The 15,972-nt window shown below is 37.5% G+C and carries 12 protein-coding genes; 4 read left to right on the top strand and 8 right to left on the bottom strand.

What is annotated here, in order from left to right:
• Nucleotides 1–36: 36 nt before the first annotated feature.
• The 3 genes from C9J41_RS04870 (at nucleotide 37) to C9J41_RS04860 (ending at nucleotide 5,064) form a co-directional block, all read left to right on the top strand.
• Entirely contained in the window at nucleotides 37–3,237 is a 3,201-nt protein-coding gene (locus tag C9J41_RS04870; protein WP_107206362.1) for a glycosyl hydrolase family 18 protein, read from the top strand.
• A gap of 459 nt (nucleotides 3,238–3,696) precedes the next feature.
• Nucleotides 3,697–4,332, top strand: a complete 636-nt coding sequence (locus tag C9J41_RS04865; RefSeq protein ID WP_199194427.1) for a murein L,D-transpeptidase catalytic domain family protein — start codon at nucleotides 3,697–3,699, stop codon at nucleotides 4,330–4,332.
• A gap of 165 nt (nucleotides 4,333–4,497) precedes the next feature.
• The gene (locus C9J41_RS04860) at nucleotides 4,498–5,064 is read left to right on the top strand and encodes an isochorismatase family cysteine hydrolase (protein WP_107246904.1); all 567 of its coding nucleotides are present in this window, start codon (nucleotides 4,498–4,500) and stop codon (nucleotides 5,062–5,064) included.
• A 96-nt stretch (nucleotides 5,065–5,160) separates the two neighbouring features.
• On the opposite strand, the gene C9J41_RS04855 is transcribed toward C9J41_RS04860, so the two are convergent.
• The 8 genes from C9J41_RS04855 to C9J41_RS04820 form a co-directional block, all read right to left on the bottom strand.
• Nucleotides 5,161–5,427 carry a hypothetical protein gene (locus tag C9J41_RS04855; protein ID WP_107206359.1) on the bottom strand — a complete coding sequence of 89 codons (267 nt, stop codon included), beginning with the start codon at nucleotides 5,425–5,427 and terminating at the stop codon, nucleotides 5,161–5,163.
• A gap of 86 nt (nucleotides 5,428–5,513) precedes the next feature.
• Nucleotides 5,514–6,167 carry an HAD family phosphatase gene (locus tag C9J41_RS04850; RefSeq protein WP_107246903.1) on the bottom strand — a complete coding sequence of 218 codons (654 nt, stop codon included), beginning with the start codon at nucleotides 6,165–6,167 and terminating at the stop codon, nucleotides 5,514–5,516.
• A 69-nt stretch (nucleotides 6,168–6,236) separates the two neighbouring features.
• Nucleotides 6,237–9,197 carry an EAL domain-containing protein gene (locus C9J41_RS04845; RefSeq protein WP_107294284.1) on the bottom strand — a complete coding sequence of 987 codons (2,961 nt, stop codon included), beginning with the start codon at nucleotides 9,195–9,197 and terminating at the stop codon, nucleotides 6,237–6,239.
• 396 nt (nucleotides 9,198–9,593) lie between these two features.
• On the bottom strand, nucleotides 9,594–10,202 hold the full coding sequence (locus C9J41_RS04840) for a 2OG-Fe(II) oxygenase (RefSeq protein WP_107287642.1): 609 nt from the start codon (nucleotides 10,200–10,202) through the stop codon (nucleotides 9,594–9,596).
• A 135-nt stretch (nucleotides 10,203–10,337) separates the two neighbouring features.
• A complete protein-coding gene (locus C9J41_RS04835; RefSeq protein ID WP_107206355.1) occupies nucleotides 10,338–10,667 on the bottom strand; it encodes a hypothetical protein in 330 nt (109 codons plus the stop codon).
• Nucleotides 10,668–10,677: 10 nt separating this feature from the next.
• Nucleotides 10,678–10,998 (bottom strand): hypothetical protein, encoded by a 321-nt coding sequence (locus tag C9J41_RS04830; RefSeq protein ID WP_107246900.1) that lies wholly within the window; start codon nucleotides 10,996–10,998, stop codon nucleotides 10,678–10,680.
• A gap of 163 nt (nucleotides 10,999–11,161) precedes the next feature.
• A complete protein-coding gene (locus C9J41_RS04825) occupies nucleotides 11,162–11,674 on the bottom strand; it encodes an RNA methyltransferase (protein WP_107206353.1) in 513 nt (170 codons plus the stop codon).
• Nucleotides 11,675–11,790: 116 nt separating this feature from the next.
• Nucleotides 11,791–12,648 carry a PA4780 family RIO1-like protein kinase gene (locus C9J41_RS04820; protein ID WP_107206352.1) on the bottom strand — a complete coding sequence of 286 codons (858 nt, stop codon included), beginning with the start codon at nucleotides 12,646–12,648 and terminating at the stop codon, nucleotides 11,791–11,793.
• Between the two features lie 357 nt (nucleotides 12,649–13,005).
• Here C9J41_RS04820 and C9J41_RS04815 point away from each other — a divergent pair, with 357 nt between their 5' ends.
• Nucleotides 13,006–15,849: a right-handed parallel beta-helix repeat-containing protein gene (locus tag C9J41_RS04815; RefSeq protein ID WP_107294283.1), complete on the top strand. Its 2,844-nt coding sequence runs from the start codon at nucleotides 13,006–13,008 to the stop codon at nucleotides 15,847–15,849.
• The last annotated feature ends 123 nt before the right edge of the window (nucleotides 15,850–15,972 follow it).

Here is a 15,972-nt window from a genome sequence, read left to right as displayed (position 1 = left end):
GTGTTGCTTATTTTACTGAAACTAAAAGGATACCTAATGGATAATGGTAAACATGGAACGATGAGGAAAGGGATTTTCACTCTTAGTACTCTAACTATGTCATGCTTATTTGCATTCAACGCACAAGCTGCTGTTGATTGTACTGACCTTACAGAATGGAAAAGTGACAGCGTTTATACTGGCGGCGATCAAGTTAAACAAGCGGGTGTTGCTTATAAAGCAAATTACTGGACACAGAATAATTCTCCGAAAGACAACAACGGTCCGTATTCACAATGGGTTCAACTCGATCTTTGTTCTGGTGGCGAGCCACCTATCGACCCACCAGTTGATCCAGTAGAAAATGCAGCACCTACAGCAAGCCTTACAGCACCAACAGCAACAACGGCTATCACAACCGGTGAAACTGTTCTCATCAAAGCAAATGCAACCGACACTGACGGTACTATTGCGAAAGTTGACTTCCTAGTCGACGGACAAGTTGTTGGTTCAACAACAACAGCACCATACGAGTTTGCATGGACCGCAACAGAAGGCGTACATAGCCTTTCAGTTATGGCTTTTGATGATAAAAATGCAGCAAGTAGCCAAGCAAGTGTTAGCGTCGATGTTGCACCTGAAGGACCTGTTAACGAAGCGCCTACCGTTTCTGTTGCTGTTTCAGCGACAAGTGTGGAATTAGGTGAAGTTATTACCATTACTGCTGATGCTGCAGATACTGATGGCACGGTAGAAAAAGTTGATTTCTACGTAAATGGCGCACTGGTTGGCACCGCAGCTACAGCCCCTTATGCTCTTGAATACACAACGGTTCAAGCTGGCAATGCAAAAATCTTTGCTCGTGCAACTGATGACCAAAACAAAACTTCTGATTCTGCCGTAAGTTCTGTTGCAGTTAATGGCGCTGTTGTATCAAATGGTTGTCGTCCTGACGGTTTATACCAAACTGAAGGCGTAAATGTGCCTTACTGTTCTATCTATGATGAAGATGGCCGTGAAATGATGGGGGTTGATCACCCTCGTCGTGTTATTGGTTACTTCACTAGCTGGCGTGCAGGCGATGATCCTCAAAGTAGCTACTTAGTTAACGATATTCCATGGGAACAACTAACTCACATTAACTACGCATTCGTTAGTATTGGTGAAGACGGTAAAGTTAATATCGGTGACACATCAGATCCAAGTAATGCCGCTGTAGGTATGGAATGGGATGGCGTTGAAATCGACCCAGCACTTGGCTTTAAAGGTCACTTCGGTGCACTTGCAACAGCAAAAGCGAAACACGATGTTAAAACATTAATCTCTATCGGTGGCTGGGCTGAAACAGGCGGCCACTTCGGCACAGATGGTGGTCGTGCAGCTGATGGTGGATTCTACACGATGACAACAAATGCTGATGGTTCTATTAACCATGCAGGCATTGAGAAATTCGCCACATCTGCTGTTGAAATGTTACGTAAGTACAAGTTCGATGGCCTTGATATTGATTACGAATACCCAACGTCTATGGCGGGTGCAGGTAATCCATACGATAAAGAGTTCATGGAACCGCGTCGTCCATACCTATGGGCTTCTTACCAAGAACTGATGAAAGTACTTCGTGAAAAACTGGATGTTGCTTCAGCAGAAGATGGCATTCACTACATGCTAACGATTGCAGCACCATCATCTGGTTACCTACTACGTGGTATGGAAACATTTGATGTAACGAAATACTTAGATTATGTAAACATCATGTCTTACGACTTACACGGTGCTTGGAACGACCACGTTGGTCATAATGCTGCGCTATTTGATACAGGTAAAGATTCAGAGTTAGCACAGTGGAACGTATACGGCACTGCAGCATACGGTGGTATTGGTTACCTTAATACTGACTGGGCTTACCACTACTTCCGTGGTTCAATGCCTGCTGGTCGTATCAATATCGGTGTTCCATACTACACCCGTGGTTGGCAAGATGTTAAAGGTGGGGATAACGGTCTATGGGGTCGTGCAGCACTACCTAACCAGTCTGAGTGTCAGGCTGGTACTGGTGAAGGCGAGAAGAACAACTGTGGTTACGGTGCTATCGGTATCGACAACATGTGGCACGATCTTGATCCAAATGGTAAAGAAATGGGTGCCGGTTCTAACCCAATGTGGCACGCGAAAAACCTTGAGCAAGGTATCTTCGGTTCGTACACAGCCGCTTATGGCTTAGATCCTGTTAATGATCCACAAGATAAACTTGTTGGTTCGTATACCCGTAATTACGATGATGTCGCTGTTGCACCATGGCTATGGAATGCAGAGAAGAGCGTATTTATCTCTACAGAGGATAAAGCATCGGTTGGCGTGAAAGCTGACTACGTAATTGATAAAGAAATCGGTGGTATCATGTTCTGGGAGCTTGCAGGCGACTACAACTGTTACTTATTTGATGCAAACGGTAAGCGTACTAACACTATTGACGCAACTGAAAAGGCATGTGCTTCTGGTAACGGTGAGTACCACATGGGTAATGCGATGACAAAAGCTATCTACGATAAGTTTAAGTCAGCAACTCCATATGGTAATACAATCGCAACAGGTGCAATCCCAACTCAAGCAATTGATATTGCAGTTAACGTTAGCGGCTTCAAAGTTGGTGACCAAAACTACCCTATCAACCCAACCGTAACCTTTACCAATAACACAGGTACTGATTTACCGGGTGGAACTGAATTCCAGTTTGATATTCCAGTATCTGCACCCGATAACGCGAAAGATCAATCTGGTGGTGGTCTGAAAGTCATCTCTTCTGGTCATACTCGTGGTGATAACATTGGTGGCTTAGACGGAACAATGCACCGTGTTGCCTTTACTCTGCCTAAGTGGAAAACATTACCAGCGGGTGAAAGCTACGAGCTAGACTTTATTTACTACCTACCAATCTCAGGCCCTGCTAACTACTCAGTGAATGTAGATGGTAATGAGTATGCGTTTAAGTTTGAGCAACCAAACCTACCTATCGGTGATTTAAATGCCGGTGGTGGTAATAATGGTGGCGGCGATACGGGTGGTAATAATGGCAACTGTGATTCAGATGGCCTAAATACTTACCCTAACTGGCCTCAGACTGATTGGCAAGGTACGCCAACTCATGCTGGTAGCGGCGATGAAATCATCCATGATGGTGCTGTATACAAAGCTAACTGGTGGACATCATCAGTACCAGGAAGTGACGGTAGTTGGACGAAAGTTTGTAACATCTAAATCAACGTCTAAGTAAAGTCCTACAAGCAGGTAGTTCGCTACCTGCTTTTTTAGTCACTGAAATCTAGAAAATAGGCTTTTATATAAATAAGATCGTTTACGTGGTTATTTTTCAACGCAATTTCATTTTTTCCAATAAAAAGAATTATTTTTACTTTAGTGAGCACCATTATATTTTTATATCTTAAAACAATTACTTAGTAGCCTATCAACGACTAAACGTGTGATTTACACATCCCAGATAAACTGATATCTATAAATATAATTAAATGCTGTTCTTTTTTATAACTCACTGTTATTTAATGTTTATCTTTAATCCTCTATGAAATAAACATCGCTCAATGCATTCCCTTAAGGCATAGCACTACATTCACACTACCTATTAATTCGTTATTTTTATGCTAAAGTTTAGCCCGCAAAACATCCACGTAAGCATTGTTCGATGGTAGTACTGACTTAATGAAAAAAGCAATATGTCTAATAATTTTGATCATGTGTTCTTTGTCATTCCAAACATCAGCACATGCTCTTCATACTGAAAGAAAGAATACTGATATCGTAGTAGATTATGTTTACCAAAAAGCACATCTTAAAAACAAAATTAACTACGACGTATTTAAACAAGCCTTTATTGCGTATAACAAAACCAAAGGCAAAAAAAAGTCATTACTGACAATCATTGATTATAGTAAACCATCAACACAAAAAAGATTTTATGTGATTGATTTAAAACAAAACAAATTACTTTACAAAACATACGTATCGCATGGCATGAATAGCGGTTTGCTTAAAGCCGATAAGTTTTCGAATCGAGTAAATTCGCACAAAACGTCACTGGGTACATTTTTAACCGAATCGACTTATATAGGTGGTAATGGTTATTCTCTTAAACTAAATGGCTTAACCCGTGGTAAAAATGACAACGCACTAAAACGCTATATTGTTATTCATGGTGCAAAATATGTTTCTGAAAAGTTTATTAAACGTAATGGCTATTTAGGTCGTAGTTGGGGCTGTCCAGCCCTACCTGAAGCAATTGCAAAGAAAATTATTGATACTATCAAAGGCGGTAGTGTTATTTTTGCTTACGCTTAATTTATTCATTGAAACGGGCTGTTAGTATTTAGCTAAAATAAGTTAAATGATAACAGCTTTTTTGTACCTCTATTTTCAATCAAGCCTTTTACTCCCTATAACTCATCCGTTAAGTTGTGATTTACTGTGTAATGTTAGAATGGTTTTAATTTTTCGAGGTTTAGTATGAATAAAGCACTTGTTGTTATTGATTTTATTAATGATATCGTTGATTTAAACGGGAAAATACCTAGTTGTGCTCAACAAGTTATTGATAATAATACAATTGAAAATGCAAACCGCTCAATTCTATGGGCACAAAGCCAACATATTCCTTGTATTTATGTCAAAGTAGGTTTTCATAATCACTATCTCGATCTCCCCCTACACTCGCCAATGTTTGGTAAAGCGCAATCTATCAATGCATTAAACTTGAACGATTGGGGAACACAATTTCATCAAAATTTACTGATAAGTAAAGACGATATTGTGATCACTAAACCAAGAGTCAATCCTTTCCATAACACACAGTTAGATAGCGTATTAAGTGCAAATAAGATCACTGATATTTACTTTTGTGGGGTAAGCACAACATGGGCGATTCAATCTGCGGCTAGAGATGCTCATGATAGAGATTATCAGGTGCATATTATTGCAGATGCTTGTACAGCGGCAACAGAAGAAGAACACAATATTTCACTTGCAACCTTGGCTCGCATAGCAACAATACACCAATCAACGGATATTAAATAAAAGCGATGTGAGTTTCATACTGGTATGAATGGTTGAAATAAATAAACCGCATAATCTTTTTTATAGCAACAAGATATTATGCGGTTTTATTATGATTTAAATATCATCTTCCCAAGGCATATCAGGAAGCGCTGCTAAGTTTTCGCTATAACGCTTGAGATCAAATTTACCATCATTTTTCATAACATCAAAAACTTCAATGGATAATGCGCACGCTATCATTTGAATTGCTTCATCTCGTGGTGTGCCTGTCATCACAAGACGCATTAGCGTTTCTTTAACAACTAACGGCTCACCGTCAGCAAGTTGATTTTCAACCGTCTCAACAAGCATATCGCCTGTCATGATATCTTCGTTTTCCATTTATAACAGCCTATCTAAAATTTGACATATTCTAACTTAACTCGTTAGGTAATAGCTAACCTAGACCAATAAGCTAAACAATATGTTTAATCATTAACCTTAAGCAATGATAACAACGCAGGTGTTGCCTCTTTCATTGATGTAAACGAATGCTGAGCCTGAGCAGTTAATTCTATATTATGACTATTTACAAAAACCGCATAGGTATTAGCACTCAGTGCTGACATTAATCCAGTACGGCTATCTTCTACTGCAACCGCCTTTTCAGGCAGCACACGCATTGTTTTACAGGCCTGTAAATATACATCTGGCGCAGGTTTATTATTTGCCACTTCATATCCACTGAATACATGCTCAAAGAGTGCTAACCAGCCATGTTGCGCTAAAACACCTTGCACGTAATCTTTTGGAGCTCCGGTGACGACAGCCATCGGCACTTTACCCGATAAGGTTTTGAGCAATTCATCCACACCAGGCATCGGTGGTATGCCTTTTTCAACGATCATCTTCTCTGTTAATGCTTCCATCTCTTCAATCATTACCGTTTCCGTTAGCGGTATATTGTATTGATAGATAAAGTGCTCTGCGATCTGAGGCCAAGTTACGCCAGCGTACTGAGACATGAACGTCTCAAAATTTAGTTCAACGCCATAGCTAGCTAAATACTGACTCCAATTCACAGCATGAAAGCGCTCAGAGTCAACGAGTGTGCCATCAAAATCAAAAAATATCGTTTGCATGTACTACCTGAAAAATACGAATAATTCTTACTTTATAGCACGACTATGATTATCCATGTAGCTTGTTAGTTAAACATCTGTAGGGATCGTACAAGCTGCATTCTGTTCAAGTAATCTCATTACCTGTTTGATTTCAACGGCAGGGCTAAAATAGAAACCTTGAATATAGTGGCAGCCCATTTTAGATAAAATACGCACTTGAGCTTCAGATTCAACACCTTCAGCAACAACATCTAGGTTTAGCTTTCGGCTCATATCCATCACGAGAGAAACTAAAATTTGGCTTTCAACACTATGTTCTATATCAATAATGAAACTTCTATCAATTTTTATGACATTTGGTTTATTGGCGATAATAGCTGACATTGAGGAATAACCTGTGCCAAAATCATCAATCGCAATAGATATCCCTTTTTGAGAAAATTCAGATAATAATTCCAAAATATTATTACCTTCATCTAATGCTGCAGATTCGGTTATTTCAATCATGATTTTATCAAACGGTAAGTTATATCGTTCAATAACATCGTAGATATATTTTTGATCACAGCTTGAGAACTCACGAACAGAACGATTTATAGATATACAAATATCAGTAAAACCCTGCTGACGAATATATGCAAGATCACAACACGCTTTATCAAAAACTATTTTCCCAAGATCACCAATCAGGCCATATTTCTCTGCCATCTCAACGAAAATAACAGGTGATATATACCCTTCTTCTTCATCAAACCAACGCGTAAGAGCTTCAAACTTACATATTTTACCTATTTCAATGTCAATAATTGGCTGATAATAAACTTGTATTTTATATTCTGATATAGCTTTAATTAGACGATCTTTCAATCTTAATTGACGTATATATTCCGCTTGTAATTTTCCATCATAAATAGAAATACCATTGCACCCATTACGCTTTTGTTCATACATTGCATAATCAGCATTCTTTAATAAATCTAGATGTGTAAAACCACTTTCTGGATATGACGAAATACCAATACTAATTGTAATATCCAATTTAATAGTGTCGATATAAATAGGTTGAAGCAATACGCCTATTAAATCTTCAGCATATTTTTTAGCTTCAGAAGATGAGTAGCCTTTGAGTAAAATAGCAAATTCATCACCACCATATCTACAGACTAAACTGTCATCACTACAATGTTTTAATAACGTTTCAGCAATATATTTTAGAAGTTTGTCACCTACAGCGTGACCGTATAAATCATTGATTGCTTTAAAGTCATCAAGATCAATAAATAGAATGGAAAACGCCTGATAACAACGATCGTCTGCTTTGTTGTCTTTAACAAATACGAGTTCTTTTTCTACCATTTCACTAAAACAACGGCGATTCATAAGTGTGGTTAGCGCATCATTATTCGCATAAAAACGTAATTTTTTTTCTGTTTGTTGGCGTACGCTAACGTCATGAAAAACTCCAAGATAGTTAACGACTTCATGATTATCATCTTCAATTTTATTTATTGTCATTTCTTCAGGATAAACATGACCATTTTCCCGGCGATTATAGAGCAGTCCTTTCCATTGGCCTGTCGTTTCCACACTATGCCACATGTTTTCATAGAACCGTTTATCATGCATGCCAGACGCTAATATGCTTGGATTTTTTCCGATCACATCCTCTTTTTTATATCCTGTCACTTGCTCAAATGACTTATTTACCGTAACAATATTATTGCAGTGATCAGTAATAACAATACACTCGGAAGTATTATCAAAGACAGTTTTTGCTAAATTCAATTGCTGAACAGTTGATATTGATTCTGTGATATCAGTTAACACACCAGCTATTTTTTCATTTTTACCAAAAGCATCAACTTCAACAACACGACCTTCACACTTAAACCAACGATCAGTTAAATTGCTATCATTATTAACTGAAGAAGGATTTGTTCTAAATTCAAAACTAAATAACTGACACTTATTTTTTTTAATTTTTTTGAAAGCATTAATTGCAGCTCTTCGCTCATCTTTATGAATGATTGATATCCAATCATGAAGCGAATTAACTTTACCACTTTCAACTTGCAAAAGATCCCATATTTTAGGTGATGTTATTGTCTGATTATTTGAAAAATCATACTCCCATACACCTTCTATAATTGCATTATAAGTAACATGTAATTTATTTGATGTTATAGAGAGCTCTGATGATAAATGATAAAACTCAGTTATATCTTGAACAATGCCACGTACTAGGTTCGTATTTCCATTATCATCTTTAAATATATTCGATTCATTTCTAACATATTTAATTTTTCCACTCGGCAATAATAAACGATATATAATATTATAGCTTGAATGTGATGATATTATTATATTATTCATAAAATGAATAACACGATCTCTATCTTCAGGATGGATGTATTCCTGAACTAATTTCAAATTTGGCGTTAGCTGCTTATCGACTTCATAAATATGGTATACTTCTTGACTCCAAGCAAATGTGTTTGTCTGTACATCCCATTGCCAATTACCCAACTTAGCAACACGTTGAGATGACTCCATCTCACTTAACAACAGCTTTTGCTCAGCTAGTAATGCTAAGTAATGAAGCTCTGAACCTAACTGTTGACCAATACCCTCACACCAATTAAATTGTAGAGGTGTTAAAGTAGTGGGTTGTTCAAACAAGCAAACGAGGATACCTATCACATCATCATATTTTGAAAAAATAGGAATACCTAAATATGCTTCAAAACCATACTCAACCAGTAATTTATCTTTAGGATAAACAAGATACGCTTGCGAGCTCAGCAAGTATATTGCACCGCTTTCTAACACTTTACGACAAGGTATATCATCTAGCATATAGCTAATATTACTGACTTTTTTGTTACCATTGACGTAATAAGCTAATGACGTTGCTTTTGTACCAGTTTTATTAAAATAGGCTATATAAAAATGATCTGGCTTTAATTCATCATATACCGATTGCATGGTTTTACAGATAAAATCTTTACCATATTGGTTTCGTTTTAAAGCTTTTAGTTCAGTAACCATTAAATGCTCTAACCTAGCTGTTCTGAATTTGATTTATTTATAAAGTTTATGATTTGAATATACAGTATCATTTAATTGAAAAAAAGTTTCTAGACATAGATGCCTAGATTTGTCATGCCTATTTTGATTTAAATCAGATTACGTATTAGCTTTTAAGCAATAATTCTATGTTTTATTGCATTTTGAAAATAAATATATGAAACTTATTCTATAAAACTTTAGCCTTTAATGCTTTTATCATATAAGAAATACTATCTTACTGATTGAAATATCTTACTATTTTCAATAATTGATATAATCAATATTAATAGCATCGTGTTTAATTTAATATTTAATTCAAATATATTACATATTAAAAAGATAAAAAGGAGCCAAAAGCTCCTTTTTTATCATTAATTAACGAGAGATATCTAATTGATTACCTGTAACCCCATTAGTTCGGAACCAACCAGCGATACTAAAACGACGTTGTGTTGCTGGCAACACTTCATGAGGGAAGAATTCAGATAAGAATACAACTAAACGCCCCGCTTTTGGGTCTAATGTTGCTAATTCATTATCATCTAAATCATACATTTTTAAACGACCACCGTGTTCGGGTAGCCAATCATCATTAAGGTAAAATACCGTTGTTAATTTACGATTTTCTTGACCACGAAAACAATCTAAATGCTTTTGATAGAAATCACCGTGCTCATATTTGGCAAAATGTGCTTCATATTCAAATAAGCCAAGAAAAAAGTGACGATTCACCTCTAGGCGAATTTCATTCATTCGTTTTAAAAAATTGGCAACAGGCTCTCCCATCTCAGCCGAGAGCCATTGAATTTTATCGCTTCGAATAGATTTTTGGGTGGTATATTCATCTTTTCGGCCAATTCCCGCTTGGCTCCAATCATCGGGAATGCAAGCTTTAAGTGCTTTAACCTCATCCTGAGCTAAAAAGTCATCCCAGACAAACCAACCTTGCGTGAATAAAGCATCAATAAGTTTGTCGTAATTCATATTCGTTCCAATCGAGATAAAAAAAGATTTATATCGCCTGTTGGTGTTGAGAGCAAATCAGAAAATTTATACTCAAATGCAATTTTTCTACTGCTGTGATGTTTTGTTACACCATTAATAAAAACCACATTATGATTAAAATAAATGATATTGTGTTTGCTGGTTTTTACTTAATTCATCAATCGACTTTACCCCATGGAAATGCTCAATCCATGCAATATTACTTCTCGGAAACTCTATTTTAATAGCTTTTTTAATGTGTTTTTTCAACGCACTAGACTCAGATACAATATTCTGCTCAATGTAGCCAAACTGCTTAAACACATAATCTGTTGATGACTGTTTCAATACTTTAAAACCACGATCTTTTTTAAAAGTCAGTACTTCAAATGCATCACCAACCTGCATCGACTTTAAAAAACGTTCACAACCGGATTCAACCTGAGAAATATGTAACTTTGACATTAACAACCTCTTAATCAAGTAAATCTGTTTTCGCTATCAATTTACAAAAATGTGCTTTTATGAGTACTTCACTAATAAAAATCACTGTCAGTACTTCATCTTTCACTGTAAACGCAACCCTAAATGCAACATCAGGTTTCACAATAATCTTATATTCTAAGACTCTCAATTTAGAAGAAAAAGCATGAGGTACCGATTTAATTTTTCCATTATGTAACGTTAATAAGAGCGGTAATCGTTCACGAAGATCACACATGATTGCTTCTTCGTAACAGGCATGTTGATGGAAAAACTTACGTAAATGTCGATTGTTATCTATACAAATATTCATGCTTTTTTCTTTTCATATAAGAATTTTAAAAAGCATACGCTGCAGACTAATAGTTAGAAATATAAATATTTTTAAGGGAGGGTTAAGTGATAGTTAATCTCTAGAAGCTAAATGATAGCCCTTAAGATAGGGCGTACCATTAAGTTTTTATTTTTGCTATACGTTATTTAGCCGTTACACGCAGATTATTTTTATTATCTCTATTTTGGCGAATATGTTCATCACTTTGAACAATATTCTCCTGCTTTGCTAGGCGATCATATAGCACAACATTGACGGAGGCAGCTAAATTCATGCACCCGACAGTAGGAACATAAACAACATGATCGGCTTTGTCTGCAACATCTTGTGCGATTGAACCATCTTCAGGGCCAAAGATGTAAATCGCTTTTTCTGGATGCGTAAAATGAGGAAGTAATGTTGCGCCTTCTGCAAAATCGACACACACAATCTTCATATCTACGGGTAGATCATCAATCATTGATGCTACCCCAGTCAAAGGAATTGTCTGTTGCATTTGTTTCGTGTCAGTTTGAAACTTTGCCGCTTTATCATATCGGGTTCCTGTATATAAAACCGCATCCGCCTGATAACACCCTGCAGCTCTTAGTACCGCTCCAACATTTGTAGGGCTTTTAGGGTTAGTTAACCCAATAATGACTGACGCCTCTTTCATTGCTAGATGTACCTTTTCATTGTAATAAAAACGAAGATTAGAGCTTTATTTTACCAAAGCTCTAATAATGACGATATTGATCGTTGTGCTCAACAATCAACGGAATTAATGAGGAGTTAGTCTATTTCTTCGTGTTCTGCGATGCGAGCACGTCGAAGTGCAGCTTCTTCCATCACAGCATTTATTTCCGCCATCACGCTATCAATATCTGCGTCGGCATCAGTTTCAACATAAATACCGGTTAGTTCAGTCTCTGGCTTTAATGTTCCAGCTTCAAATAATGCCCACATTTCTTTTGCGTATTGTGTATTAAGCAACTCAGGTACATATTGACCATAATAGTTAGCCATATTTTTAACATCACGCTCAAGCATCCATTTGGCATTATTATTGGCTGAGGCATCTACTGCTTGCGGTAAATCAATAATAACAGGGCCATTAGCATCCACTAACACATTAAACTCTGATAGATCGCCATGAATAAGGCCGATGCATAGCATACGTTTAACATAGTTAATCATTAGCTCATGGTGGTGTAATGCCTGATCTTTAGTTAGCGTGATATCGTTGAGTCGAGGTGCAACATTACCATCTGCATCGGTGATCAACTCCATCAATAATACGCCATCAAAACAGCCATAAGGCACAGGCGCTCGTATATCAGCTTTGGCTAACAACGACAACGCATCAACCTCAGCTTGCTGCCACACTTTTTCTTGTTCATCACGGCCAAACTTAGAGCCTTTTTCCATCGCTCGAGCACGACGACTATTGCGCACCTTTCGCCCCTCTCGATATGAGACGGCTTTTTTAAAACTACGTTGATCTATTTCTTTGTAAACTTTAGCGCAACAGATTTTTCCACCACTGCGAACAACATATACGGAAGCTTCTTTGCCACTCATTAATTGTGATAAAACATCATCAATAAGGCCATCCTCTACAAGAGGTTGTAATCGTGGGGGTATCTTCATTGCACCTACATAAATTAATTACAAAACAAACTTTCAATTTATCGCATTATCACTTGCTTTGAATTTTTAACAAGCATCGAAATCAATTTATTCTTATTCTCTTCAAATCGCTCTTATATTTACTAAGAAATCGTTCGATTTGGTGAGTGAAAGTGAGCTTCTAGTACTAGTAAATAATTGAACCAACATCAAATCGTCATATGTAATATGCCGTGTATCTATAGTGAAGTATTTCGGCTATCACAATACCTCTACTAAATTTACCGAAGTTATGCTTACTTGCCTTTCTCACGCTAACCTTTAACAAAAAAATAACAATTATTAATAATCAGCAACGCTTTTAGCCAAGGAATGCATATGAACAAAAGAATTAAATATCTTCCCTTCTTATTACCCCTATTTAGCTTTAATGCTCAGGCAAACTCAATCGAGTGGGTTAATGGTAAAACCAAGGTCGTTAATGGCGATACCGTTATATACAATGAACAATGTTATATCGCACAAAATAATCCAGGCTCATGGGAAACACCTTCACCATCGTCTAATTGGTTTTGGCAACCGACCGAATGCGGTGGTTCTCCCCCTCCAACATGCAAGGATAATCAAGAGTTAATCGATGACATTTGTGTCGATATTGTTGAACCTGTGGTCTGTCCAAATGGTCAAATATTGGTTGATAATATCTGTGTCGATGAAACAACACCTCCGGTATCTGATATCACGTTATGGATTGCGGGAGAAACAAAAGTTAATAACGGTGATATTGTTAGCTACCAGTCTCAATGCTTTGAAGCTAAAAATGGTCCTGGATTATGGGAAACACCTAAGTCATCATCATGGTTTTGGAATGAAACAAGTTGCCCAGATACGCCCCTAGAACCGATTGAGTGCCCTGACGGCTCTACCGCACCAACGATTGCAGAATGTCCTACTGAACCACCAACAGAAGTTACTTGCCCTGACGACACTATCGCCGAAAACTACGATAGCTGCCCTGCAACACAAGCTATTTTTGTTAGCCCTAATGGCAACGATAATAATAACGGCTCATTCACTAAGCCTTACAAAACCCTAAAGAAAGCTTTATCTCAAGCTAAAGCAGGCAGCATTATTGAACTGGCAGAAGGTCGTTATAAAACAGCAGAAGTCATTGATAAGGCTAACGGGATCAGCGAAGCACCCATAGTGATCAGAGGAAATAACAGCGTCTTTGATGGCACCATAGATATTACGACACCATGGCAACAACACGACGGTAATATTTACAAAACGCAAATCAATCAAGATATTTGGCAACTGTTTATTGACGATAAAATGGTGATGTCAGCGCGTTGGCCTAATGCTCAATTAAGTGATGGCTCACTGTGGGATATGAAGTCGACATGGCGTCATCAAGCCCCTGAAAGTCGTTTCGGTGAAATGATTGATGAACGCCCGTATGAAAAGATCATTGTTAAAAACAGTGGTAATGAATATCAACCTCTTCCTAGTGATGTAAACACACAATCACTAGCTGATTCAGGTATTGATGCAACAGGTGCCATTGCCATCATGAACATTGGTTCTTGGTTGAACTGGGCACAAGTGATTGATAGTCACACGGTTGGTAGTGATCGCTTTACCTATAGTACCGATTTTTCTCAATCAGGCACTGCGATGAAAAAAGCCGCTACTAATATGCTCTCTAAAGGCAATTTTTGGGCAAATAAAAACGGCAAATATGAAGAAGGCCACTATTACCTTGAAGGTAAACTCGCGCTATTAGATAGTCCCAATGAGTGGTTCTTTGATAAGCAAACGAAAACCGTTTATTTATGGGCACCCGATAATGCTGATCCTAACCAACTTCATGTGCGTGGTAAGCAACAGACCTATGGCTTAACCATCCGAAATTCTAGCCACCTTATTTTCGATAATGTCGACTTTTTTGCGACAGCATTTACAGTGATAAGCTCACAGTCTATTACCTTTAATGATCTTGATGCGAAATATTACGCGTATTCAAAGCGCATGTTAGGTGACTTAACTCGCCCTCAAACCATTAAGTTTATTAATAACAATAAAGCCATCACAGAAACACACAACAAGATCACCAATAGTTACCTTGCTTACACTGATGGACCTGCGTTTGAGATGATCAAAGAAAACAGTAACGTGGTAGATAATAACCTTATCCATGATATTGACTATTCAAATCTAGGTACAGGTGGTGAAGGCTCCATTAACATGGCTTCACAAAGCCAGAATATCACTTTTAGCAATAACACTTTTCATACCGCAGGTAACTCTGAAGGTGTACGCGTTGGCGCTCGCTCTAAAGTCATTGGTAACCATGTATACAACACCAGTCTATTACAACATGATGGCGCAGCAATCAATGTGGGGATTGATGAACAAGCAGGCACAGAGATCGCTTATAACTGGGTACACGATACACCAAAAGCAGGTATTCGTTTTGATGGTGTCGAAGGTGCGGCTAAAACAGGTAAAGATGGCTTAGTTCATCACAACGTTGTGTGGAATAGCGCCTTCAATATTATTAAAGGTGATACGCAAGGTACCTACAATAACTTGATGTTTAATAACATCATCACAGATCTAATCATCTTTAATAAAGCGTCAGCTGGTGGATTGAATGACAGCTCTGAAACGCTAAACAACTTAGTAGGGACACTTCAAGGGCGTAAATCGGGTACTAGCGAGCAATTAACTGTGCCGGGTATGGTAGCGAATAATATAACAGGTAATACATCTGAGATCTTAAGCCACTTAAGGGGCGCTTATTGGGGTGACTTTAGACCGAAAGATAACGCAATGACCATTGATATGGGAACAACTAACAGTAGCTTAATGGCGATTGATTATCTTGGCTCTTTCCCTGATATTGGCGCTTATGAATATGGAGCCCCTAACACTTGGATTCCAGGTCATAGGCATTCAATCGCCTCTAACCCTGTCCCTTTTGATAAGGCTGCCAATGTTGATCTGAATATTGAATTAATGTTCTCACAGGATCTCAACCGATTTAGTTATGATGTCTACTTAGGTAAGAATATCGACGCCTTATTGCCCATTGATAAAGTAGATAATAAGTATAGCTTGAATGATCTTTTGCCAAATACTCAATATTACTGGCGTGTCGATGTTACCGATGATAGCAAAGTAACGACTGGAAATATTTGGTCATTTCATACTAAGTAACCAAAAGAAAGCCTCAGTCTCTTTGATTGAGGCCTTCTTAATATCACCGCTGTTATTACAGCGGTTTATATTATCTAATAAGCCACTATCACATTGATATATATCATATTTATAACATCAACA

Source organism: Photobacterium sp. GB-50 (genome assembly GCF_003026755.1).
Classification (GTDB): domain Bacteria; phylum Pseudomonadota; class Gammaproteobacteria; order Enterobacterales; family Vibrionaceae; genus Photobacterium.
Note: the sequence above shows the minus strand (reverse complement) of the source record. Positions and strands in the feature narration are given on the sequence as shown.